The 24,692-nt window shown below is 49.4% G+C and carries 19 protein-coding genes, 2 tRNA genes and 1 pseudogene; 1 reads left to right on the plus strand and 21 read right to left on the minus strand.

The annotated features are described in order from the left end of the window. Position 1: 1 nt before the first annotated feature. The 7 genes from DWY63_RS06845 to DWY63_RS06870 form a co-directional block, all read right to left on the minus strand. Positions 2-385 (minus strand): 4Fe-4S dicluster domain-containing protein, encoded by a 384-nt coding sequence (locus DWY63_RS06845; protein WP_055219367.1) that lies wholly within the window; start codon positions 383-385, stop codon positions 2-4. Next, positions 382-1,179, minus strand: a complete 798-nt coding sequence (locus DWY63_RS06850) for a CoB--CoM heterodisulfide reductase iron-sulfur subunit B family protein (RefSeq protein WP_117801699.1) — start codon at positions 1,177-1,179, stop codon at positions 382-384. The genes DWY63_RS06845 and DWY63_RS06850 overlap by 4 nt, the downstream gene beginning before the upstream one ends. 206 nt (positions 1,180-1,385) lie before the next feature. Continuing rightward, positions 1,386-2,333 (minus strand): L-lactate dehydrogenase, encoded by a 948-nt coding sequence (locus DWY63_RS06855; protein ID WP_117801700.1) that lies wholly within the window; start codon positions 2,331-2,333, stop codon positions 1,386-1,388. 503 nt (positions 2,334-2,836) lie between these two features. Continuing rightward, positions 2,837-4,387 carry a Mur ligase family protein gene (locus DWY63_RS06860; RefSeq protein WP_055219372.1) on the minus strand — a complete coding sequence of 517 codons (1,551 nt, stop codon included), beginning with the start codon at positions 4,385-4,387 and terminating at the stop codon, positions 2,837-2,839. 101 nt (positions 4,388-4,488) lie between these two features. Beyond that, positions 4,489-5,856 carry an MATE family efflux transporter gene (locus DWY63_RS06865; RefSeq protein WP_055219374.1) on the minus strand — a complete coding sequence of 456 codons (1,368 nt, stop codon included), beginning with the start codon at positions 5,854-5,856 and terminating at the stop codon, positions 4,489-4,491. After that, positions 5,832-6,134, minus strand: coding sequence for a hypothetical protein (locus DWY63_RS17865; protein ID WP_147326094.1), 303 nt, complete (start codon positions 6,132-6,134; stop codon positions 5,832-5,834). Before DWY63_RS17865 ends, DWY63_RS06865 begins: the two co-directional genes overlap by 25 nt. Continuing rightward, positions 6,107-7,438 (minus strand): MATE family efflux transporter, encoded by a 1,332-nt coding sequence (locus DWY63_RS06870; RefSeq protein ID WP_117801701.1) that lies wholly within the window; start codon positions 7,436-7,438, stop codon positions 6,107-6,109. The genes DWY63_RS17865 and DWY63_RS06870 overlap by 28 nt, the downstream gene beginning before the upstream one ends. A 279-nt stretch (positions 7,439-7,717) precedes the next feature. Between DWY63_RS06870 and DWY63_RS06875 the strand changes: the two genes are divergently transcribed. Next, positions 7,718-8,335, plus strand: coding sequence for a hypothetical protein (locus tag DWY63_RS06875; RefSeq protein WP_117801702.1), 618 nt, complete (start codon positions 7,718-7,720; stop codon positions 8,333-8,335). A gap of 16 nt (positions 8,336-8,351) precedes the next feature. Here the strand turns inward: DWY63_RS06875 and DWY63_RS06880 are convergent, their stop codons facing one another. From DWY63_RS06880 to DWY63_RS06945, 14 genes and pseudogenes are all read right to left on the minus strand, one after another. Further along, complete coding sequence (locus DWY63_RS06880; RefSeq protein ID WP_055219378.1) at positions 8,352-9,530, minus strand: phosphopentomutase; 1,179 nt, start codon at positions 9,528-9,530, stop codon at positions 8,352-8,354. 19 nt (positions 9,531-9,549) lie between these two features. Continuing rightward, complete coding sequence (locus tag DWY63_RS06885; RefSeq protein WP_055219380.1) at positions 9,550-11,394, minus strand: ABC transporter ATP-binding protein; 1,845 nt, start codon at positions 11,392-11,394, stop codon at positions 9,550-9,552. Then, the gene (locus DWY63_RS06890; protein WP_334294733.1) at positions 11,375-13,114 is read right to left on the minus strand and encodes an ABC transporter ATP-binding protein; all 1,740 of its coding nucleotides are present in this window, start codon (positions 13,112-13,114) and stop codon (positions 11,375-11,377) included. Before DWY63_RS06890 ends, DWY63_RS06885 begins: the two co-directional genes overlap by 20 nt. A gap of 1 nt (position 13,115) precedes the next feature. Continuing rightward, positions 13,116-13,301 (minus strand): hypothetical protein, encoded by a 186-nt coding sequence (locus tag DWY63_RS17945; RefSeq protein WP_117801704.1) that lies wholly within the window; start codon positions 13,299-13,301, stop codon positions 13,116-13,118. Further along, positions 13,297-13,440: pseudogene (locus DWY63_RS06900) on the minus strand (MATE family efflux transporter); the annotation flags it as partial. The pseudogene DWY63_RS06900 and the gene DWY63_RS17945, both read right to left, overlap by 5 nt. Before the next feature lie 102 nt (positions 13,441-13,542). Then, complete coding sequence (locus tag DWY63_RS06905) at positions 13,543-14,136, minus strand: NUDIX hydrolase (protein WP_117801705.1); 594 nt, start codon at positions 14,134-14,136, stop codon at positions 13,543-13,545. Between the two features lie 145 nt (positions 14,137-14,281). Further along, the gene (ppdK, locus tag DWY63_RS06910) at positions 14,282-16,912 is read right to left on the minus strand and encodes a pyruvate, phosphate dikinase (RefSeq protein WP_117801706.1); all 2,631 of its coding nucleotides are present in this window, start codon (positions 16,910-16,912) and stop codon (positions 14,282-14,284) included. 518 nt (positions 16,913-17,430) lie between these two features. Then, on the minus strand, positions 17,431-18,342 hold the full coding sequence (locus DWY63_RS06915; protein ID WP_117801707.1) for an undecaprenyl-diphosphate phosphatase: 912 nt from the start codon (positions 18,340-18,342) through the stop codon (positions 17,431-17,433). Between the two features lie 203 nt (positions 18,343-18,545). Beyond that, positions 18,546-21,752 carry a carbamoyl-phosphate synthase large subunit gene (gene carB, locus DWY63_RS06920; protein ID WP_117801708.1) on the minus strand — a complete coding sequence of 1,069 codons (3,207 nt, stop codon included), beginning with the start codon at positions 21,750-21,752 and terminating at the stop codon, positions 18,546-18,548. Further along, on the minus strand, positions 21,752-22,825 hold the full coding sequence (locus tag DWY63_RS06925) for a carbamoyl phosphate synthase small subunit (protein WP_055219571.1): 1,074 nt from the start codon (positions 22,823-22,825) through the stop codon (positions 21,752-21,754). Before DWY63_RS06925 ends, carB begins: the two co-directional genes overlap by 1 nt. 241 nt (positions 22,826-23,066) lie before the next feature. Then, positions 23,067-23,150 (minus strand) — tRNA-Leu (locus DWY63_RS06930). Positions 23,151-23,452: 302 nt separating this feature from the next. Beyond that, a tRNA-Leu gene (locus DWY63_RS06935) sits at positions 23,453-23,536 on the minus strand. Between the two features lie 162 nt (positions 23,537-23,698). After that, complete coding sequence (locus tag DWY63_RS06940; protein WP_022462960.1) at positions 23,699-24,157, minus strand: signal peptidase II; 459 nt, start codon at positions 24,155-24,157, stop codon at positions 23,699-23,701. Then, positions 24,154-24,645, minus strand: a complete 492-nt coding sequence (locus DWY63_RS06945; RefSeq protein WP_117509222.1) for a zinc-ribbon domain-containing protein — start codon at positions 24,643-24,645, stop codon at positions 24,154-24,156. Before DWY63_RS06945 ends, DWY63_RS06940 begins: the two co-directional genes overlap by 4 nt. Between the last annotated feature and the right edge of the window lie 47 nt (positions 24,646-24,692).

Here is a 24,692-nt window from a genome sequence, read left to right on the forward strand (position 1 = left end):
TTTACTTTCTATATTTACGGAATGCACTCATCAAAAGCTGCTGCGGAGTCTCATCATCCAGAAGAGCCGGAATTTCATCCGGAGAAAGATAATTCTCTCCTCTCTGACGGATCACGGAAAGACGAACTGCCTCGATCAGTTTGGCAGGTTTTACGTCTCTTGGACAGCGCTCTACACATGCGAAGCAGGAGAGGCATTTCCAGATGGACTTGGAGTTCATCAGTGCTTCCACATCGCCGTTCTGTACGTAAGATACAAACTGATGCGGACGGATGTCCATTTCGTTATAAGCAGGACAGGATGCGGAACATTTACCGCATTTCATACATTTTCTGGTATCCACACCGGCGATGGCACGGATTTCATCGGATGTTGCAATTTTCATGCCTGCACCTCCTCTTTGATGCCGAGTGCTTCTGCAAGAAGCTCGGTAAAGTAGGTAACCGGAAGACCTTCTTTTGTTCCGTTATTGCGCAGGTTGTACATGCAAAGCGGACATGCAGTGATCAGTTCTTCTGCTCCTTTGTAGGATGCGGATGCCATGATCTGGTCTACCATGTTGGATGCCATTTTCTTTTCTTTCAGGGATATGTAGCCGCCGCAGCACTCATTTCTCATCGGATATACGACCGGTGTTGCGCCAAGGGCCTTGATAAAGTCTTCAATGATTGTCGGATTTTCCGGATCGTCAAACTGCATTGTGGTGCTCGGACGAAGCAGCATACAGCCGTAATATGCGCCGATTTTTCTTCCTCTTAATGGGTTTACCACTTTCTCTTTGATCTTGTCAAATCCAACGACGTCACGCAGCACTTCCAGATAATGAAGTACTTTCGTTTCGCCAAGATATGGCTCGGAAAGAGCCATGTAGTTGTTTACTTTTGTCTGAATGTCTTCTACATTCGCCATGTCATCGTTTACGCGTTTGATCACGTGATGACAGGCGGAACAGACTGTGATCAGATCCTGTCCTTTTTCTTTGGCGTCTGCTAAGGCGCGAACCGAAGAAAGTTTTGTGGCGATTTCATCGGATGCCTGTGGATACACAGCTCCGCAGCACTGCCAGTTTTCAATTTCTTCCAGTTCAAATCCCAGAACTTTTGCGCACTCTCTGGCATAATGATCCAGATCTTTTGCTTTGTTCTTCAGCGTACAGCCCGGAAAATAACTGTAGGTCATGGAATTGCTCCTTTCTTACTTGCTCCTGTTGGTTTCCATTTTTCCTGCGGTATCTTCTGTCCGGCACCGGAAAAGTTTCCGGTACTCTTTTTATGTACACCCGGCGGAAAATTTCTTCAGGCGCACGTTAAGGCAGTGGGAGATACCGCTCTTTCGCACTTTCTGCCACTGCCATAAATTTTATGTTTTGAGCTTATTGCCCGCTCTTAGTGCTCGATCTGTGCGATAACTGCTTTTAATGCGTCGGCACTTGCTTTGAGTTTTTCTACTTCCTCTTTTGTCATACGCATCGGAATCTTGCCCTGTACGCCTTTCGGTCCAACGAGGGTCAGTGTGCTTAAGCATACATCCTCGATGCCGTACTCACCGTGCATCATGGAAGATACGGTTGCTACAGAATCGGAAGAAGAAAGAATGGTTGCTACCAGTTTGCATACTGCAACAGATACTGCATAGAAAGTAGCTCCTTTGTTTGCAATAACCTGTCCGCCGGAAGTTCTTACGTACTCCAGCATAGCATCTTTGTCGATCTTGGTTACGTTCCTGCCCATTTTTTCTACGGTGTCGTAGTACTCGTCCAGGCTGACACCGGAAACGTAAGCACCACTCCACGGAATGAAGGAAGTATCACCGTGCTCACCGAATACGTAAGCATGAATGTTTTTCTGTGCAATGTTGAGGTGTTCAGACAGTCCGCAGCGAAGTCTTGCGGAATCCAGCATAGTACCGGAACCAAGGATCTGGTTTTCCGGAAGTCCGGAGATCTTTGTAAACACATAGGTCATGATGTCAACCGGGTTGCTTACAATGATATAGATGGCATTCGGAGCCGCTTTTACGATTTCCGGTGTGATGGATTTTAAGATGTTTACGTTGGTCTGGGTCAGCTCAATACGGGTCTGGCCAGGCTTTCTTGCAATACCGGAAGTAATAATTACGATATCAGAGTCCTTGGCATCCTCATACTCACCTGCGATGATGGAGACCGGATCGCGGAAGCAGGTACCCTGCGCGATATCCATAACCTCTCCCTCTACTTTTTTCTTGTTAATATCGATGAGAACAATCTCAGACGCGATGTCTTCGTTCGACAGTGTATAGGCGATCGTAGATCCAACGCTTCCAGCTCCAATGATGGTAATCTTGCTGCTCATAAATACTCCTTTCTAAAATACCCCTAGTTGGTTTTTGTGATTGATAAATTTTTCACTTTCCTTATCATAGCACTATGACAAGAATTTAACAAGTGTTTTTTTCGAGCATTTTCGTGAAATCTTTTTTCTCACTGAGCCCGTACGCTTCCAGAAGGGGTGTTCTGGATATATTTCAATACAATTATACCATTTTTTGTTCTTTTTCACAAGAATTCTTTCCAAAAACTTACAGCTTTGTCCTTCATCCCGCAGAATTCGTCTTTTTCCGCATGGTTCCCGGGTTTTTGCTTTCTGTGTTTAGTTTCACACGTCTAACTTTCGTTCGTTATATTTTTAACAACTTTTCGTCATACGGGCTAGTTTCTGTCCTTCTTTTCTACATTTTGTAGGATGTATCCGCCAAATTTCCTGTCTGATTTTCATTTCTGCTGCCGCCAGACGCAAAAAAGACACGGATTTTTCTGTTCCGTGTCTTTTTTGCTCTGTTTTTTCTGTTTTTGCTTCTATTCTTCTGTTTCACGAGCCGTTGCCGCTTCGGCAAATGCATTTCCATATTCGGCAAGCGCCTCTTTTGCATAGACGGCATCTGACCGGTACGGCACATTTCCGTTTCCGACGTGCATCGTCACGTCCGCGCCTTTTCCAAGGATCAGAACAACCTCTCCCGGTACGGCGCCAAGAATCGCCTCCCGGATTGCTGCTCCGCGGTCCATGCGGATCTGGAAGGATGCACCTTCCTTTGCTATGTACCCGCCGATCTCCTCACAGATCGCCTGCGGATCTTCGTTTCCCGGATCATCCGGTACGAGGAAAATCCGGTCCGCCCGTTTTCCGGAAATCTCACCCATATCTTTTCTGCGGTTGAATGCTTTTCCGCCCGGGGTTCCGAACACAACGCTTACGCGGCTCCCCGGGTATTCGAGTGCTACGGTATCAAACATTTTTTCAAAACTCAGGCCATTGTGCGCGAAATCCACGATCGCCGTGACCTCGCCCGCGCTGCTCTCATACGTCTCCATCCTTCCCGGAACGGTGACGCCAAGGAGGCTTTCCTTGATCAGCGAAACCGGGATTCCCATCGACCAGGCAGCCGCAATGGCAGCTACGGCATTCTCCACATTGAAGGCTCCGTGCACCGGCAGGGTAAAATCTTCCGAGAAATCCGGTCCTGCCACATGGAAATAGAATTTTCCTCTGCCCGGCTTGATATCACTCACGCGGATTACAGCATTTTCTTTCGATCCAAACGTAACGACGCGCTCACATTTTGCCGCAGCTTTCAGGATTTCCCCGATATGGTCGCTGTCCAGGTTCACGCAGGCGCAGGTGCAGCGGTCGAAGATCTTTAATTTCGACTGGAAATAATCATCAAAATCCTTGTGCTCCGTCGGGCTGATGTGGTCCTTGGAGATGTTCAGGAAAATGGCGGTATCAAAATGCGTGTTTCCGACTCTCTCGTATTTGAGCGCCTGGGAGGATACTTCCATCACCATATGGGAAAGGCCTGCATCTACGGCATTGCGCATATGACGGCACAGCTCCAGGGATTCCGGCGTGGTGAGCGTTGATGCTTCTCTCGTCTTTCCGTCGTAATATTCAATCGAACTTAACAGTGCACATCCGTTTCCGCCCTGTTTTTTCAGGCAGGCATCGAGCATCGACTGCAGGTAGTAGGCTGTCGTTGTCTTTCCTTTTGTTCCGGTCAGCGCCGTGACATGCAGCGACTTTGCCGGATAATCGTAAAACGCCTCACCCAGCACAAACTGTGCTTTTCTGGCATCGTTGACGATGAGCGCCGGAATTTCTTTTCCCGCTTCGTATTTTTTTTCACTTACATAGGCAACAGCACCGCGGTTTACGGCGTCTTTTAAGTATGCCTCTTTGAATGCAGCTCCTTTGCAGAGAAACAGCGTTCCCTGATCAGCTCCGCCCGAAAAATACGTTACGAGGGTAACGGGTCTGTCCTCTCCTTCTTTTCCTTCCGGCTCTGCAAATTCCACCAGAAGGCCTTCCTGCTCCAGAAGTTTCTTATATTCTAATACCGACTGTTTCATAGGATATCTTCCTCTCTTCTATGGGATTCTTTTTCAGCTTTCCTAAAATCCAGGCTCCATTATACCAGAATTGAAACAGCTTGTCCATCTTGCGGCACGGCTTACATCATCTGCGCATTTTTCTCAAAAAGAGAACGAAGCGTTTTTGCGCAGTACAGGTACGCCGGAACGAGAAACAGATCGGCGAGAATCCATGCCACCGGGCTTGCGAAGCAGACTGCGGTGTAACCAAAATACGGAACCAGGAAAAAGGCTACCACCGAACGGCCGATCATCTCGCAGACGCCGGCAAGGATTGCAAATTTGCTGAAGCCCATGCCCTGCACGGTAAAGCGTACGACATTGACAAGGGTCAGCGGAATGTAAAATACCATGTTGATCAGCAGCATCTGACGCGCCTGGTCGAGGATGACCGTCTCAGATGCATCTACAAAGAGAAGCGAAATCTGGCGGGACCACAGAAACATGACTCCTAAAATGACCACGGAATACACGCTTCCAATAATGGAACTTGTCAAAATACCGGTGTTGACACGATCCATCTTCTTCGCACCGACGTTCTGTCCGGCATACGTCGCCATAGTGGAGCCGAGCGCGTCGAACGGACAGCAGCAGAACATGGAAATTTTACCGGCAGCCGTAACAGATGCAACCGCAGTGGAACCAAGGCCGTTGACAGCGGTCTGCAAAATAACACTTCCGATCGCGGTGATTGAATACTGCAGTCCCATTGGGATTCCCATATTGCACAGATTAAGCACATAATGCTTGTGCAGCTTCCAGTCCTCTCTCGTAAAAGCAAGGATGGTGAATTTTTTCTTCATATAAAAGAGACACAGGAATCCAGAGACTCCCTGCGCGATAATCGTCGCCCACGCGGTTCCCGCTACTCCCATCGGGCGGACCAGCGCAAGATCTAGCACGATATTCAGTATTGAAGAGATACCGAGGAAAATCAGTGGGGAGCGGCTGTCGCCGAGGCTCCGCATGATTGCTGATGTCTGGTTATAGAGCACCATAAGCGGAATTCCGAGGAAAATAACAAAGATGTAAGCGTATGCACCGTCCAGAATATCGGACGGGGTTTTCATCAGAATCAGAATGTCGCGGCACCAGATGCAGACAAGAACGGTCATCACCACGGAAAGAATACCGGCCAGGACGGCTCCATTTCCTACATACCGGCACAGCGCTTTCCGGTCTCCTGCCCCGAACATCTGCGCAACCGGAATTGCAAATCCGCTGCAGACTCCCATACAGAATCCCACGATCATAAAGTTGATCGAACCTGTGCTTCCAACAGCCGCGAGCGCTTTCGCGCCTAAGAATTTTCCTACAATAATCGTATCGACCATGCTGTAAAACTGCTGGAACAGCATGCCGAGCAGCAGCGGCAGTGCAAACCCCAGAATCAGTTTTACCGGGCTGCCGTTTGTCAGATCTTTTACTGCACTTTTCTTTGTTGCCATGTGATGTCCTCCCTATTGTCGTATGTTTTTGCTTCCCCTTTTTGTCGAATCTCATGCCATTTTATATCTTGTTTTCTCAGAATGCAATCCCGTAATACTGCCGAATTAAGAGACGTTTTTTCATCACTTTTACGTGTTTTTGACATGGCGGCCGCCTGTGCAGGAATTCTGTTTTTTTGCGCACGCCAAAAGCGGCTGCGGCAGGTTCCCGTTCCGGAACGCTGTGCCGCAGCCGCTTTGCTGTTCTTTCTTATTTTGCAAATTCTTTCTTTTTCCACTGAAGCAGAATCATCACAGCCACCAATGCGGTCAGAAAATCAGAAACCGGCTGGGAGGCAATAACACCGGAAAAACCGGCAAGTTTTGAAGCGCAGAAAATTACAATGGCAAAAATCACGCCCTGACGTCCTGCTGAAAGAATCATTGCTCCTGCCCCGTTTCCGATCGCCTGGAAAATACAGGTCGATGCGAGTACGATACCAACAAACGGCATACCAATGAGCTGGACGCGGAGGATCTGCTGGGCCACTGCAATGACATCCGCCTCTTTTAAGAACAGTCCCACGAGAAGCGGAGCCGCCGCACCGAGCACAACCGCCATTCCGGCACCGGTCAGCACTTCCAGGAGGAAGGCAAAGCGGATCGTCTCACTGAGACGTTTTTTATTTTTCGCTCCATAATTGTATCCGACCAGCGGCTGTCCGCCAAAAGCGAAACCGACCATCACAAGAACAGAAATCATAATAATTTTCAAAGCAATTCCCATCGCTGCAACTTTGTCCGTTCCATACGGCTGCAAAAATCGGTTCGTCAGCGTCACGCCGATGCTCTGCATGAAGTTTGTGACGGATGCCGGAATGCCGATGGCAAGAACGGCGAGCACCTCTGCTCCGGTCATTTTCAGTTTTCGGAAATCGACGGAGAGATAGCGGCATTTCTTTATCATAAAGATAACATAGAAAATATCACCGCAGATGTTGCCGATCACCGTTGCAATCGCTGCTCCGGCTGCTCCCATGCCGAGCGTGTAAATAAAGATCGGGTCAAAAATGATGTTGACAACGGCTCCCAGCATTGTTCCGATCATCGAGGCTTTTGCGAAGCCCTCGGTCCGAAGAAGATTGTTCGGCGTCAGCTGCAGGATGATAAACGGTGCGCCGAGTGCAATCCACTGGTAATAGTCCCCCGCATACTGCCACGTCGTCTCATCACAGCCAAGCAGGCCAAGGATCGGCTGTTTGGCGGCAAGCAGGATGATGCTGACCGCAATGCCGACAGCAATCGCTGCGTAAAAGCAGAATACGCTGATCCGTCTTCCGTCCTCGTACTCTTTTTTACCGAAGAGGCGCGAAATGACGGAACTGCCGCCGACGCCGAAGATGTCACCGAGTGCAATCATCAGCGTGAAAATCGGTGTGCCGAGCGATACGCCGGCAATCAGTGCCGTGTTTCCGGTCCGCGCGATGAAAAAAGTATCTACCATATTATAGATCAGCGACACGACCATGCCGAGCACGACCGGAAGTGCGAGCGTCATATATGCTTTGGACACTTTTGTTTTCTCAAATAATTCGTTTTCCATTTTGAAAACTCCCCTTTCCTCTTTTTCGGTTACAGTTCACTGGTACCCAGCGAACTGTAACATTCGCAGCCCTCATTTAAAGTTTTGCTGTGCAAAAGGAGGACTGCTCACACCTGAATCACTTTCTTACGCAGCGAAACAGCAAGTGTTTCACTGCTGAGTGAACAGTAACCTTTTTCATTCTGGTTTATCTTAGCAGACTTTCTTGCTTTTTCTTGTGTCATATGTCACAATAAAGAAAAAGTTTTCCAAAAAATTTTTCTGTGAAAGGATTTTCCTATGAAACGAATTTTTGATCCGGCTCTGCTGGACTTTTATCTTCAGAAACATGAGATCTCATCTCTTTTCGATACCCCGGATCTCGCATTTTCTCTGTATCAGTTTGAAAAAGGCGAACGGCTCGACACGCTGAATCCGGAGGAATACCTCTCGTTCCTCGTGGACGGTTCCATCGAGATCAGCGCCAACCGCGCCGACGGCACGAGCTACCCGATCGGCTATCTCGACGGCTTTACCTGCATCGGCGATATGGAATTCTGCGGAAAACGCGATGATACGCACCAGATCGAGGCACGCACCACCGCGCTTTGTATTGTTCTGCCGCTCGCTTCCACGAAAGAGCTTCTGCTGAACGACAACCGCTTTTTACGATATCTTTTAAACTCTGTCACCGAAAAGCTGATGCTTTATTCCAGCTCCCAGTCGAATTTTTCCACGCTCGAGGAATCCTTCCTCTCTTATCTCTCAGAGCGCTGTCCGGATCAGACGTTTTCCGGCGTGGAAAAGATGGCCATGCAGCTCCACTGCAGCCGCCGCCAGCTCCAGCGAGTTTTAAAGAAGCTGCTCGAAGAAGGACAGCTTGTGAAACTTTCGAAAGGTTCTTACCGCCTCAGCTGAAAACGCCATCGCTTCCTTATTTCCACGATTCCAGGATCGATGTTCCGATCGTTCCCTCCGGCATTTTTACGCCGAAGTTCTCTGCAACGGATGCGCCGATCACAGCGAAGGTGTCCTTCGTCTCCTGAAGGCCGCTCTCCTTCATAGACGGTGAGTACGCAAGGAGCGGCACCTGTTCTCTGGTGTGGTCCGTTCCGGTATAAGTCGGGTCGTTGCCGTGGTCTGCCGTGATCAGGAGCAGATCGTCGTCTTTTAACTGCTCCAGCAGCTTTCCAAGGTTCACATCGAATTTTTCAATCTCTTTTCCGTAGCCTTCCGGGTTTCTTCTGTGGCCCCAGAGTGCATCGAAATCGACGAGGTTGACAAAGCACAGTCCGGTAAAATCTTTTCCTGCCGTCTCAATCGTCTGCTCCATGCCGTGGACGCTGCTCTTGGATTTCAGACTCTCCGTGATGCCCTCGCCGCAGAAAATATCGTTGATTTTTCCGATGCTGATGACATCATATCCTGCCTCCTGCATCGCGTTGAGCACGGTTTTTCCCGTCGGTTTGACAGCGTAGTCGTGACGGTTTGCGGTGCGGACGAACTCTCCTTTTTTCTTTCCGACGTACGGTCTTGCAATGACACGGCCGACTTTCCACTCGTCTTTCATGGTCAGCTCACGGGCAATCTCGCAGTAATGATACAGCGTCTCCAGTCCCATCGTCTCCTCGTTGCCGCAGATCTGCAGTACGGAATCCGCCGAGGTATAGACAATCAGTTCTCCGTTTTCGATCTCGCGCTCTGCCAGCTCATCGAGGATCTCCGTTCCGCTCGCCGCCTTATTGCCGATGATCTTTCTGCCGGTTCGTTTTTCCAGCTCGTCGATCAGTTCTTTCGGAAATCCGTGGTCGGTGAACGTAACGAACGGCTTTGTCGTGTAAATTCCCATCATCTCCCAGTGGCCGGTCATGGTGTCTTTTCCGTTGCTCGCCTCGTTCAGCCTTCTGGCGTAACCCTTTGCCTCATCCTCTGTCACACCGCAGAGATTTCCCATGCCAAGGCGGCGCAGGTTCGGGATTTCAAGGCCTCCCTGACTCTCCCAGATGTGGCCGAAGGTATTGACACCGACATCCCCAAACTTCTCCGAATCCGCCATCGCCCCGATTCCGAGAGAATCCAGGACGATCAGAAAAATACGGTTATATTTTCTCATACTCTTTACTCCTTTCTTTTTAACTCAGCTCAAACATTCCATGATAGAGCTGATAATATTTTCCTTTCTGTGCCAGAAGTGCGTCGTGGTCGCCGCGCTCTACGATATTTCCCTGCTCCAGCACCATGATCGCATTGGCGTTTCGCACGGTGCTTAAGCGGTGGGCGATGACAAATACGGTTCTGCCCTCCATGAGCTGGTCCATTCCTTTTTCGATCAGCGCCTCGGTTCTGGTGTCAACGGAGGATGTTGCCTCGTCAAGAATCAGCACCGGCGGATCGGCAACGGCGGCACGGGCAATCGCGAGAAGCTGGCGCTGGCCCTGGGAGAGGTTGGCTCCGTCGGAGGTCAGCATCGTGTCGTAGCCATTCGGCAGACGGCGGATGAAGGAATCCGCATTCGCAATTTTGGCCGCATGTTCAATTTCTTCCTGCGTGGCATCGAGTTTTCCAAAACGGATGTTTTCTGCTACGGTTCCCGTGAACAGATGGGTATCCTGCAGAACGATACCGAGGGAGTGGCGCAGAGCGTCTTTTTCGATATCTTTTACGTCAATGCCGTCGTAGACAACCGCGCCGCCCTGGACGTCGTAGAAACGGTTGATCAGGTTCGTGATCGTCGTTTTTCCGGCTCCTGTGGAACCGACAAAAGCAATTTTCTGGCCTGGTTTGGCATACAGGCTGATGTTCTTTAAGATCAGACGGTCTGCCGTGTAGCCGAAATCCACGTTTTCAAAACGCACATCGCCCTTTAATTCCGTCATCGTTCCGTCCGGGCGCTTCCATGCCCAGCGGCCTGTTGTCTCTTCGCAGACGGCAAGTGCGCCGTTCTCTTCTTTTACGTTGACCAGTTCCACTTTTCCCTCATCGATTTCCGGCTCCAGGCTCATCACGTCGAAGACACGCTCCGCACCGGCGAGCGCTGAGAGAAGGAAGTTGCTCTGCTGGGTGAACTGGTTGATCGGAAGCGCCGCCTGGCGGACAAAGACAAGGTAGCTTGCCAGGCTTCCGATATCGGCTTTTCCGTGCAGGGCGAGAAGGCCGCCGAGCACTGCCACAATCGCATAATTGACATACGAAATGCTGACAACGACAGGAACCATCGTCGCCGCATACCCCTGCGCGCCGGTTCCCGCTTTCCGGAGCTCCTCATTCTTTTTGCAGAATTCCGTAAAGCTCTCTTCTTCGTGGTGGAACACCTTGACGACTTTCTGTCCGGTGATCAGCTCCTCAATATAGCCGTTCAGTTCTCCGAGGCTGTTCTGCTGCTTCGTATAATAACCCTTGCTGCGCTTTCCGCTGAACTTGATATACCAGAACATGATACCGTAGCACACCGTTACAATCAGCGAGAGCCGCCAGTTTAGGATATACAGCAAGGTCAGTGTTCCCACAATCTGGATGAAGCTCTGGATAACCATCGCAAAACTGTTGTTCAGGGCATCTGCCATCGTGTCGATATCGTTCGTGAAAAGACTCATGATATCGCCGTGGCGTCTGCTGTCGAAGAACTGCAGCGGCAGTGTCTGGACGTGTTCGAACAGATCGCGGCGGATATCAAATACAACCTGCTGTGCTGCTTTTACCATGGTCTGCGTGTAGCCGTATGCTGCGAGTGCGCCGCACCCGAAAATGAGTGCCGTAATCAGCACGCCGCGCAGCAGTGTGTGCACATCTCCGTCCGCCAGTCCGTTGACAACCGGGCGGATCATATACGTTCCAAAGAGGTTGGCTCCCGCGCTGATTGTTACCAGTACCGCTACGACTGCGAGCATTTTTTTGTGCCGTCCCAGATAAGACAGGAAGACGCGCAGCGTGTGTTTCAGGTTCTTTGGTTTCTTTCCGCTATAAGCTCTCGCTGCCATTTTCGTCTCCTCCTTTCATCTGTGAGGCGTAAATTTCCTGATAAATCGGGTCATCCGCCAGCAGTTCAGCGTGCGTGCCGATCCGGTGTACTTTTCCGTCATCAAGAATGATGATCTGATCCGTATTCATGACGGATGTTACTCTCTGCGCAATGATAATTTTTGTGACATTCTTCCGCGCCGCCAGTGCCTCGCGGATCTTTTTCTCCGTTGCCGTGTCGACCGCACTTGTCGAATCATCGAAGATCAGGATTTTTGCCTTTCCGATCAGCGCACGCGCGATGCAGAGACGCTGCTTCTGGCCTCCGGAGAGGTTGCTTGCGCCCTGCTCGAGCACGGTGTCGAGGCCGTCCGGCATGCGGTTCAAAAATTCATCCGCACACGCCGCGCGGCATGCTTCCCAGATCTCCTCATCGGATGCATCCACATTGCCCCATTTCAGGTTTTCACGCACGGTTCCGGAGAACAGCACGTTTTTCTGCAGAATGATATTGACTGCATCGCGGAGAGCGGCAAGATCGTACGCGCGCACATCCTTTCCGCCGACGCGGACGGTGCCGCGGCTGGTATCATACAGACGCGGAATGAGCTGCACCAGCGTCGTTTTCGAAGAACCTGTTCCTCCGAGGATTCCTACCGTCTGACCAGCTTTGATCTTCAGCGTAACATCGGAGAGTGCGTACTCTTTTGCTTCTTCTTTGTATTTAAACGATACGTTGTCAAACTCCACGCTGCCCTCTGTCACTTCTGTTACACCATTTTCCGGCGAGGTGAGCACGATTTTCTCATCGAGCACCTCGACAATCCGGTGTGCGCTCGCCATGGAACGGGTCAGAAGCAGGAAGACGTTTGCAATCATCATCATCGAGTTCATGACCTGCATGACGTAGCTTAGAAATCCGGTCAGGTTTCCGACGGCAAGCTGTTTTTTCAGAATCATATTTCCGCCGAACCACAGAATCAGCACGATCGCGGTATACATGACGCCCTGAAATGCCGGCAGATTCAGCACGGCGTAGTGGAACGTCTGCTCGCTCGCTGCGGTCAGGTCGGTGTTGACCTCGTTGAATTTGTCTTCCTCGTACTCATCCCGCACGAAAGCTTTGACGGCACGGATCGCGGTCAGCCCCTCCTGGACAACGTTGTTCAGGCGGTCCACCATGGACTGCAGTTTTGTGTACATCGGGGCAACTCTCCGCACAATCAGGGAGAGAATAAAGCCAAGAAGTGGGGTACATACAAGGAATACAAATGCCAGCCGCGGATTCATATAGAATGAAAGGCCGACTCCCATAATCAGAAGCGACGGTCCGCGCGTGATCGGGCGGAAGCCGGCGCTTACCATATTCTGGATGACGGTAACATCCGTCGTCATACGGGTGATCAGGGATGATACCGCAAAGTGGTCGAGGTTGGAAAATGCATACTGCTGCATTTTCTCATACTCCGCCTTCCGGATCTCAGCTCCCCAGCCGTACGTCGCCCGCGCCGCAAAGTGCGCGTATAAAATTCCGGTCACAAGCGCACAGAGCGCGCAGATTCCCATCTGGATTCCCTTGCGGTAAATGTAAGGGATATCGCCGTTCGCAACGCCGATGTCAATCAGATTGGAAATCAGAATCGGAATAAAAAGTTCAAAACACGTTTCTACCAATACCAGCACTGCTCCGAAAATCATATCCCGCTTGTAGGGACCTGCATACGAGAGCAGACGCTTCATATCATTCATCTTCTGTCATTTCCTCCTTTTGCTGTTTTTCGGAGTCCATTTTACCATACCCCGGCACGATTTTCAACGCGCCGAAATAATCCCTTTTACCCCAAAAATCCCCTTTTCCCAACAACTTTTCTGTCGTCAGAAAAAGAGGATCGTTTTCTGGAAACTTAAGTCTACCTTTTGAACGCATTGACCAGTGACACACCGGAAACCGCCGCCTCTCCGACAAATCCGATAACAAACACGTCCGCAATTCCGACCAGAGCCACCAGAAGCTGCTCTAGGAAAAGCGGAATAATCAGCTTTTTCAAATCCTGATTTGTAAACATAAAACCCCTCCTGCCATTTTTCTTTCTGTCTCTATTTTAGACATCTAACAGCTCATTTGTCTAATGCTTATTCTAAATGGCAGTTCATACGCGGATTGCATATTACACTTCACAGAAATCTCTTTTCACTTTCTCACACAGCTTGCCATACACACGCTCCACAAACCACGGCTCTGTCGATTTTTCTGCGATCCGCTCCACCGGAATCCAGCCGACTGCGCTGTTTTCATCCGGCTTGCAGCGGATTTCCTGTACCGGGTCTGCTTCCATGAGATATGTCACATTCAGATGGAGATGTGTCGTCACGTACTTTCCGCGCTTCACATGGCCGTCCACCGACAGGATTTCGAGCGAGAATGGCTGATCCGATAAGAGCTTCACCTCTTCAATCCCGGATTCCTCCTTCACTTCTCTTACCGCCACGCTGCAAAGATCCGCATCTCCGTCCGCGTGGCCGCCGAGCCATGCCCAGGAATGGTAAATATTGTGATACGCCATCAGCACCTGCTTCCGATCCGGGCTTACGACCCAGGCGGAGGCAGTCAGATGTGCGGTCTCATTTTCCCGCGTCAAAATATCGCATCCGCTCTCCATCCATTTCAGCAGAATCGCCCGATCCCGCTCTTCCTGCTCATTGTACGGACGGTATTCCCGGATCTGCCGCAGCAGGTTTTCTTTGGCTGTTTCATTCTGCATCCGTTTTCCCTCCCACTTTGATTTTAAACGATTGATAAAAAAGACCCCGGCGCCTGTATTTCTACAGACCGCCGGGGTCTCCTTACGTTTGAACACAAATCATGCTACTGCATGAAAATCCTGATTCGGACAGATTCTGCTTAAATTAAGCGTTCTTCTGAGCGATAGCTGCCTGAGCTGCTGCCAGACGGGCGATCGGCACACGGAACGGTGAGCAGGAAACATAGTCCAGACCCAGTTTGTTGCAGAACTCTACGGAGCTCGGATCTCCACCGTGCTCACCGCAGATACCTACGTGCAGAGAAGAGTTAACCGGTCTTCCAAGATCGATAGCCATCTTCATCAGCTTGCCAACGCCGTCCTGATCGAGTTTTGCGAATGGATCGTTCTCGAAGATCTTAGCGTCATAGTAAGCGTTCAGGAATTTACCAGCATCGTCACGGGAGAATCCGTAAGTCATCTGAGTAAGGTCGTTGGTTCCGAAGCAGAAGAAGTCTGCCTCTTTTGCGATCTCATCTGCAGTCAGAGCTGCTCTCGGGATCTCGATCATGGTACCAACTTCGTATTCAAGGTCGCTGCCTGCTGCTGCGATTTCAGCGTCAGCGGTCTCTACTACGAATTTCTTAACGTATTTCAGCTCTTTGATATCGCCAACAAGCGGAATCATGATTTCCGGTTTTACATTCCACTCCGGATGAGCTTTCTTCACGTTGATGGCTGCGCGGATTACTGCGCTTGTCTGCATCTTAGCGATTTCCGGATAAGTTACAGCAAGACGGCATCCACGATGACCCATCATCGGGTTGAACTCATGCAGACCAGCGATGATTGCTTTGATCTGCTCAACAGATTTGCCCTGTGCGTCAGCCAGTTTCTTGATGTCCTCTTCCTCAGTCGGAACGAACTCATGAAGCGGCGGATCCAGGAAACGGATGGTAACCGGGTTGCCTTCCAGAGCTTCATACAGCTTCTCGAAGTCTCCCTGCTGCTCCGGAAGGATCTTAGCAAGTGCTGCTTCTCTCTCTTCTACGGTCTCAGCACAGATCATCTCACGGAATGCATCGATTCTGTTGCCTTCGAAGAACATATGCTCTGTACGGCAAAGACCAATACCTTCTGCGCCAAGCTCACGAGCTTTTTTAGCGTCTGCCGGAGTATCAGCGTTTGTACGAACTTTCATGGTTCTGTATTTATCTGCCCAGCCCATGATTCTTCCGAACTCGCCAGCGATGGTAGCGTCTACGGTCGGGATCAGTCCGTCATAGATGCATCCTGTAGAACCATCCAGAGAGATGCAGTCTCCCTCGTGGAACTCTTTGCCAGCCAGTGTGAATTTCTTGTTTGCCTCGTCCATTACGATATCACCGCAACCGGATACACAGCAGGTTCCCATACCACGGGCAACTACGGCTGCGTGGGAAGTCATACCACCACGAACAGTCAGGATACCCTGTGCAGATTTCATACCTGTGATATCTTCTGGGGATGTCTCAAGACGAACCAGAACAACTTTTTCTCCTCTTTCAGCCCATGCAACAGCGTCATCAGCTGTGAAGACGATTTTACCGCAAGCAGCTCCCGGAGATGCTCCCAGTGCTTTTGCCATTGGAGTAGCCTCTTTCAGTGCTTTTGCATCGAACTGCGGATGAAGCAGAGAGTCAAGGTTACGAGGATCGATCATTGCAACTGCCTCTTCCTCTGTTCTCATTCCCTCATCTACAAGGTCGCAGGCGATTTTCAGAGCAGCTTTTGCTGTTCTCTTACCGTTACGTGTCTGCAGCATGTACAGTTTACCGTGCTCTACAGTGAACTCCATGTCCTGCATATCTCTGTAGTGTGTTTCCAGAGTTTTGCAAACTTCTTTGAACTGTTTGAAAGCTTCCGGGAATTTCTCTTCCATCTCAGAAATGTGCATAGGTGTACGAACACCGGCAACTACGTCCTCGCCCTGTGCGTTGGTAAGGAACTCACCGAACAATCCGTTCTCTCCTGTAGCAGGATCACGGGTGAAAGCAACACCTGTACCACAGTCATCTCCCATGTTTCCGAATGCCATCATCTGTACGTTAACAGCGGTACCCCAGGAATACGGGATGTCGTTGTCACGACGATAAACGTTTGCTCTCGGGTTGTCCCAGGAACGGAATACGGCTTTTACAGCCTCCATCAGCTGTACCTTAGGATCGGTCGGGAAATCCTCACCGATTTTAGCTTTGTACTCAGCTTTGAACTGCTCAGCCAGTTTTTTGAGGTCATCTGCGTCAAGATCTACGTCCTGTTTTACGCCTTTCTCCTCTTTCATCTTGTCGATCAGCTCTTCGAAGTATTTTTTACCAACTTCCATAACTACGTCAGAGAACATCTGAATGAATCTTCTGTAGCAGTCCCAAGCCCAACGTGGGTTGCCGGAAGCCTGTGACAGAGTTTCAACAACCTCTTCGTTCAGACCAAGGTTCAGGATGGTATCCATCATACCTGGCATGGAAGCTCTTGCTCCGGAACGTACAGAAACGAGCAGCGGATTCTTAGCGTCTCCGAATTTCTTTCCTGTGATTCCTTCCATTTTATCGATTGCTTCCATGATCTGACCCATGATCTCGTCGTTGATCTGTCTGCCATCCTCATAGTACTGTGTACAAGCCTCGGTTGTTACCGTGAATCCCTGTGGTACAGGAAGTCCCAGGTTTGTCATCTCAGCCAGGTTTGCGCCTTTTCCACCGAGAAGGTTACGCATGTCTGCATTACCTTCAGTGAACATGTAAACCCATTTTGCCATTGTTACTTTTCCTCCTACTTGTAATTTTGATAGGTTATAGTAAAGTATTTCCAGATTGCCCTGGATGATACGTTCACCCTATACTGATTGCACCGAAAAGAAAGATATTCTCGGGCGCACACATTTATTTTACCATAAGAATATCTTTAGTCAATAAAAATATGGCAAATTTTCGGTATTTTTTTTAATTTACAGTTCACTCGTGTGTTCTGGCGGGCAAATTTCATGCTTGCATGAAAATTTGTTTGCAAGAACACACGAAAGGAGCGCCGAGAAATGAGCAAAAGGAGCTGCGCAGCAGCGGAAAGCGCTGAAAGCGCTGAAAGCGCAGTTTTGCGAATGGCGCGGGTGAACTGTATCGTCTGTGCCCCTGTTATGTTTTATTATATCAGCTTTTGGTTACTTTTTACAGGGTTTTTTGTAATTTTCGCGTAAAAAAAGAAGTATCGCACAATTTTTTTCATTTTACGATACTTCTTCTTCTATTTTTCCCGGTAAATTTTCGGAATTGTTCGATTTTATGCTTTCAAAATTACGGTTTTGATTACGAAATACAGCAGCACAATCACACCGAGTACGATACGGTACCAGCCGAAGGCTTTGAAATCGTGCTTCTTGATGTACTGCATCAGGAATTTGATGGCAAAAATCGATACCGCAAATGCCACCAGCATGCCGACGATCATGATCGCCACCTCAACACCGGTAAAGGCAAAGCCGTGTTTTACCAGTTTTAAAAGGCTCGCGCCGAACATAACCGGAACGGCAAGGAAAAACGTGTACTCCGATGCGAGCTCTCTCGAGCATCCCAGCAGGATACCGCCGATGATGGTTGCCCCCGAACGGGAAGTTCCCGGTACGATGGAAAGGAGCTGGAAAACACCGATATACAGTGCATTTTTCCAGGTAATTTCTTTGATTTTCGTTGCAGACGGAGTTCTCGTCTTGTTGTAATTTTCAATAACGATGAATAACACACCATAGATAATCAGCATCAGGGCTACAACCACGTAATTCATCAGATGTGCCTCGATCCAGTCGTTGAATGCCAGACCAATGACAGCTGCCGGCAGGCATGATACAACAATCTTAAACCACATGATGATTTTGTCCAGATAACAGTAATTGTCTACAAAGTTCTGAATACCTGCAAAGACCTTGTTGTCGCTTGGATTGGCAAAATAGCTCCGGCTTCTGGCTTTACTTTTACCATGAAACGGCCAGAGATCCCAGAAATAGATGACGACAACCGCAAGGATTGCACCGAGCTGGATGACAACTTCAAAAACATTCTTGAAATCAGCTGTCACATTCAGCTTAATAAACTCATCTACCAGAATCATGTGGCCGGTGCTGCTGATTGGAAGCCACTCGGTAATGCCCTCTACGATACCCAGCAGGATAACCTTTAACCACTCAATGATGTTCATACGATATGTACCTTTCTCTTTTTGAATTGGATGCCCTTTTCTGGCATTCTATTAAAAATCTATCATACTTATGCTAAAAACACAAGCGCGTCACGTTTTCTTTTTTTGTAAAATCCATTCAAACCCACATTCGGCCAAAAAAGCTCTCTGCCGCTTTGTTTCTGCAGCAGAGAGCTTTTCTTTGCTTTATGCTTCTATCATGCTTATCTCTTGTCGATCGTTGCGATATCGATCAGGGTCAGCTTCTTCACATCTGTATTTTCCAGACTGGTTACGAGTGCGGTTGCGGTATCCAGAGAGGTCAGTACGTTGACACCTGTCTCGATCGCGTTCCGGCGGATGACGAATCCGTCCTTGGAGTGCTCAACACCCTGGGACGGAGTATCGATGACGAGGTCGATCTTGTGGCCGAGGATCAGGTCCATCAGGTTCGGGGACGGCTGCTCGATCTTGTTGGTGCGGATCGCATTGACGCCGTTCTCGTTCAGGGCTTTCGCGGTATTTCTCGTCGCATAGATCTTGTAGCCGAGAGCCTGGAATCTCTGCGCAATCGGAATGATATCCTTTTTATCCTCATCCTTTACCGTGATAATCATGTTTTTATTTTTTGGCAGGTTGATTCCGGCGCCGAGGAATGCTTTGTAAAGAGCCTCGTTGAAGGTCTTTGCAATACCCAGGCACTCACCGGTGGATTTCATCTCCGGTCCAAGGGCGATATCTGCGCCGCGGATCTTCTCGAAGGAGAATACCGGCATCTTGATGGCAATGTAATCTGCCTCTCTCTGCAGACCCGGCTCGTAGCCAAGCTCGCGGATCGTGTGGCCGAGGATGACTTTCGTTGCCAGCGGCACGATCGGGATTCCGGTTACCTTGCTGATGTACGGCACGGTACGAGAAGAACGCGGGTTGACCTCGATGACGTAAACATCCTCACCGCATACGATGAACTGGATGTTGATCATACCGATGACATGCAGGGATCTTGCCAGACGTTTCGTATATTCTACGATCGTATTCTTTGCATGCTGGCTGATGCTCTGTGCCGGATAAACCGAGATACTGTCTCCGGAGTGAACGCCGGCGCGCTCAATGTGCTCCATGATACCAGGAATCAGGATATCGGTACCATCGCAGACCGCATCAACCTCGATCTCCTTGCCCTGCAGATATTTATCAACCAGGATCGGATGCTCCTGTGCGATCCGGTTGATGATGCCGATAAATTCATCGACGTCCTCATCGCTGATGGCGATCTGCATACCCTGTCCTCCAAGGACGTAGGACGGGCGGACGAGTACCGGATAGCCGAGCTCGTTGGCTGCTTTTTTCGCCTCTTCTGCGGTGAATACGGTGTGTCCCTTCGGACGCGGGATTTCACACTGCTCCAGGATCTCATCGAACAGCTCACGGTCCTCTGCGGCATCTACGTTCTCTGCAGATGTTCCAAGGATCGGCACACCCATTTTCAGGAGTGCTTCGGTCAGCTTGATCGCGGTCTGGCCGCCGAACTGTACAACGGCTCCGTCCGGATGCTCGATGTTGACGATATTTTCTACATCTTCCGGTGTCAGCGGCTCGAAATACAGTTTATCTGCGATATCGAAGTCGGTGCTGACGGTCTCCGGGTTGTTGTTGATGATGATGGTCTCATAGCCCTCTTTCTTGAATGCCCAGGTACAATGTACGGAGCAGAAGTCAAACTCGATACCCTGTCCGATACGGATCGGGCCGGAACCAAGGACGAGGACTTTCTTTCTGTCGTTTGTCTCGACAGCTTCGTTTTCGCCGCCGTATACGGAATAGTAATACGGTGTGGTTGCTGCGAACTCAGCGGCACAGGTATCTACCATCTTGTAAGCTGCGGTGATATCATACTGTTTTCTTAACGCTTTTACTTCTTCTTCGGTCTTTCCTGCCAGTTTTGCCACCAGGTAATCCGGGAACTCAAGGCGTTTTGCTTCGCGCAGAAGATCCTCATCCAGCTCTTTGGCCTGTAATGCCTGCTCCATCTCAACGAGGATAGCCAGCTTATCGATGAACCATACATCGATTTTGGTGATCTCGTGGATCTCGTCGTAGGAGATGCCCTGACGGATCGCCTCTGCGATTCTCCAGATTCTCATATCGTCTACGATGTGAAGCTCTTCGATCAGCTCGTCTTTGGACAAGTGGCTGAAGTCATAGGACATCAGGGAATCTACGTGCTGTTCCAGGGAACGGATGGCTTTCATCAGCGCGCCCTCGAAGTTGTTGCAGATACTCATAACCTCACCGGTCGCCTTCATCTGTGTGGTCAGGGTACGTTTTGCACTGATAAACTTATCGAACGGCAGACGCGGGATTTTTACAACACAGTAATCCAGCATCGGCTCGAAGCTTGCGTAGGTTTTTCCGGTAATGGCGTTCGGGATCTCATCCAGAGTGTAGCCAAGTGCGATCTTTGCAGCAACCTTTGCAATCGGATAACCGGTCGCTTTGGAAGCCAGTGCGGAAGAACGGCTGACACGCGGATTTACCTCGATAACACAGTACTCGAAGCTGTCCGGATTCAACGCATACTGTACGTTGCATCCGCCGGTGATGCCGAGCTCGGTGATGATGTTGAGTGCGGAAGTACGCAGCATCTGATACTCTTTATCTCCCAGGGTCTGGGACGGTGCTACGACAATACTGTCTCCGGTGTGAACGCCGACCGGGTCGATGTTCTCCATGTTGCAGACGGTGATGCAGTTTCCTACGCTGTCCCGCATTACCTCGTACTCGATCTCTTTCCATCCGGCGATACATCTTTCAACGAGTACTTCGCCGACACGGGAAAGACGGAGTCCGTTCGAGAGGATCTCGATCAGCTCTTCTTCGTTGTAAGCGATACCGCCGCCGCTTCCGCCGAGGGTGTAAGCCGGACGCAGTACAACCGGATAACCGATCTTGTTGGTGAAATCGATACCAGCCTGTACATCATGGACAACCAGGGATGCCGCTACCGGCTCGCCGATTTTTTCCATGGTATCTTTGAATTCCTGACGGTCCTCTGCTTTTTTGATGGTCTGTGCTGTGGTACCGATCAGGCGTACGTTGTTTTCTTTTAAGAAGCCTTTTTCTTCGAGTTCCATCGCAAGGTTCAGTCCTGCCTGGCCTCCCAGAGTCGGAAGAACGCTGTCCGGTTTTTCCTTCTGGATGAGCTGCTCTACCACTTCTACGGTCAGCGGCTCGATGTAAACGCGGTCTGCGATGTCTTTATCGGTCATGATGGTTGCCGGGTTGGAATTCAGAAGAACAACTTCCATTCCCTCTTCTTTCAGGGAACGGCACGCCTGTGTTCCTGCGTAGTCGAACTCTGCTGCCTGTCCGATGACGATCGGACCGGAACCGATAACCAGAACTTTTTTAATATTCGGATTCTTTGGCATTATTTGTTACCTCCCATCATCTCAAGGAATCGATCAAACAGGTATCCGGAATCCTGCGGGCCAGGGCATGCCTCCGGATGGAACTGTACGGTAAAGATGTTTTTGCCGACGTATTTGAGTCCCTCGTTGGTGCCGTCGTTGACGTTCACAAAGGCCGGAACTGCCACATTCGGATCCAGGGTATCGGTATCTACGACATAGCCGTGGTTCTGGGAAGAAATGTAAACTCTTCCGGTTGCAAGGTCCTTGACCGGGTGGTTTCCGCCGCGGTGGCCGTATTTCATCTTGTGGGTATCTGCGCCGGTAGCCAGTGCCATCAGCTGATGTCCAAGACAGATTGCAAAGATCGGTACATTGGAATCGTACAGTTTTTTAATCTCTTTGATAATGGATACGCACTCTTTCGGATCTCCAGGGCCGTTGGACAGCATGATTCCGTCCGGATTTGCGGCGAGGATCTCTTCTGCTGTAGTAAGCGCCGGATAAATGGTCACTTCGCATCCGCGCTCATTTAAGGAACGTGCGATGTTGTTCTTTGCGCCAAGATCCAGAAGTGCAACTTTAAAGCCTTCTCCTTTTAAAACTGATTTTTCAGAGCAGGTTACCTTTTCTACAACTTTTCCGGTATTATACGCTTTTAATTTTGGAATAATTTCATCGAGGTGATAATTTTCGTTGGTCGTGATCATACCGTTCATGGTACCTTTTTCACGAAGAATTTTGGTAAGAGCACGAGTATCGATTCCGGCGATTCCGGGAATATCGAACTTTTTCAGGAAATTCTGAATGGTGTCCTGGCAACGGAAGTTGCTGGGGAGACGGGATAATTCTCTTACAATATAGCCATCCGGCCAGGGTCTTAAGGACTCCTGATCATCATAACAAATTCCATAGTTTCCAATAAGAGGATACGTCATACATACTGCCTGTCCCGCATAGGATGGGTCGGTCAGCACTTCGAGATATCCAGTCATGGATGTATTAAATACGATTTCACTGATCACTTCTTTTTGTGAACCAATGCTGGTTCCGGTAAAGACATGCCCGTCTTCTAAGATTAGAAAAGCTTTCATCATTCCACCGTTTTCCTTTCTTTTTCGTTCGGTTTTGAGTTTGTATGAAATATGCATCTCATACTTTAATCTTTCAGATTCTATCACAACCAGGGAAACATTTCAACTATTTTTGTCGAATTACGGAAATTTCTTTTCTGGAAAAATAAAAATACCCTGACGGAAAGTTTTCACACTTCCCATCAGGGCAATCCGAATTGGTCCACCGAACCAATTCTTGATACGCAAAGCGAAAAAATAATGCAGGAGATGGGACTTGAACCCACACGATCTTGCGACCACAGGCACCTGAAGCCTGCGCGTCTGCCAATTCCGCCACTCCTGCATTTCTTAGTTGTCTTAGCGGTTGTCCGCTTGACAAGATAGATAATAACAGCTTTCTAAAGAAAAGTCAACACTTTTTTTGAAAAAATTTTAATTTTTTTAATTTTATGAAAAATATGGATAATAACGATAATTTTAAACAATTTTACACTGTCTGAGATTCGTCTGTTTTTCTTTCCCCGTCTGCACATCTTCTCCGCACAGAAATAAAAAGACCCTGCCGGGAAGTTTCTGCATCATTCCAGGCAGGGTAATCCGAATTGGTCCACCGGACCAATTCTTGATACGCAAAGCGAAAAATAATGCAGGAGATGGGACTTGAACCCACACGATCTTGCGACCACAGGCACCTGAAGCCTGCGCGTCTGCCAATTCCGCCACTCCTGCATTTCTTGTCTTGCAGCTCTCATATGCCGCTCAACAAAACATATATTACCAGATGATTCCGAATCTGTCAACAGCTTTTTTCAAATTTTTTCAAAAAATTTCAAATTTTCTTTTTTGCCCCGAAAAGCCCGCCATCCGCAGGGCTTTTCGTGAGATCCTGCATCACCTGGACTCCCGGCAGGAAATTGCCGTCAGCAGCGCAAGTCCGAAGAAAATACAGAAATCAGAAACATTGAACACAAGTCTGCGGAACTTCTCCGGTCCAAACCGGAAGCTGACATAGTCGGTCACGTAACCTCTCTTATGCCGGTCATACCAGTTCGACATGCCGCCGCCAATCGTAAGCGCAAGCCCAAGCTTCTTCGCCTTACACTTACGTCTGCCCGCCAGCGCTCCGAGACGCGCCCACAGTCCGGACAGCAAAAAGAAGGTGAGAATTTCCACCTTCTTCGTGCTGTCCGCGAAGCCGCCGCCCGCTACGCCGCGGTTATGACATTTCCGCAGGACAATATGTCCTTTGCAGACCGGGATCTGCTCATTTTCCTTTAACTCCTCTTCTGCCTTCTTTTTCAGGCATCCGTCTGCAAGGAAAACCGCTCCCGGCAGCAGGGTCCAGATCATTCCTCTTCCGGTACCTCTGCTTCTTTTTCAGGCTCTTCTTCCGGCGCTGCTGCTTCGGTTTCTTCTGCTTTTTCTTCCGGTTCTACGTGTACAAACTCGGCATCCTCCGGCTCATCTTCCTTCTCCGGCATAGCAGCACCGCAGCGCATGCAGAAAGCTGCATCTTTCGGAACACTTGCGCCGCAGGCCGGGCATACGATGCGGCCTCTCTTGTTTGCCACATCTTCCTTGCAGTCTGCAATCTCTTTTTCCAGATCGGTGATATCTTTGCAGAAGCCGGCAAGATTCTCGTCGAATGCTTCGCCGTTCAAATAGCGGTTGTAGATGATCTGTCCGATATCCTGGTAATTCTTCTCAATCTGATCCTCGAGCGCATGCTGACGGGTGCGGATCTTCTGAATTTCTACGAATTCATCTGTTTTCTTTCCCACAGTATCCACTGTTTTTTTCAGTGTTTTACTTAAATTTCCAAAAAAATCCTCTGCCATAGTTAAAACCCTCTCTTTCTTATCTCTTATTTCAAGAAAACGCCAGT

The organism is Blautia sp. AF26-2 (genome assembly GCF_003460955.1).
GTDB lineage: Bacteria > Bacillota > Clostridia > Lachnospirales > Lachnospiraceae > Fusicatenibacter > Fusicatenibacter saccharivorans.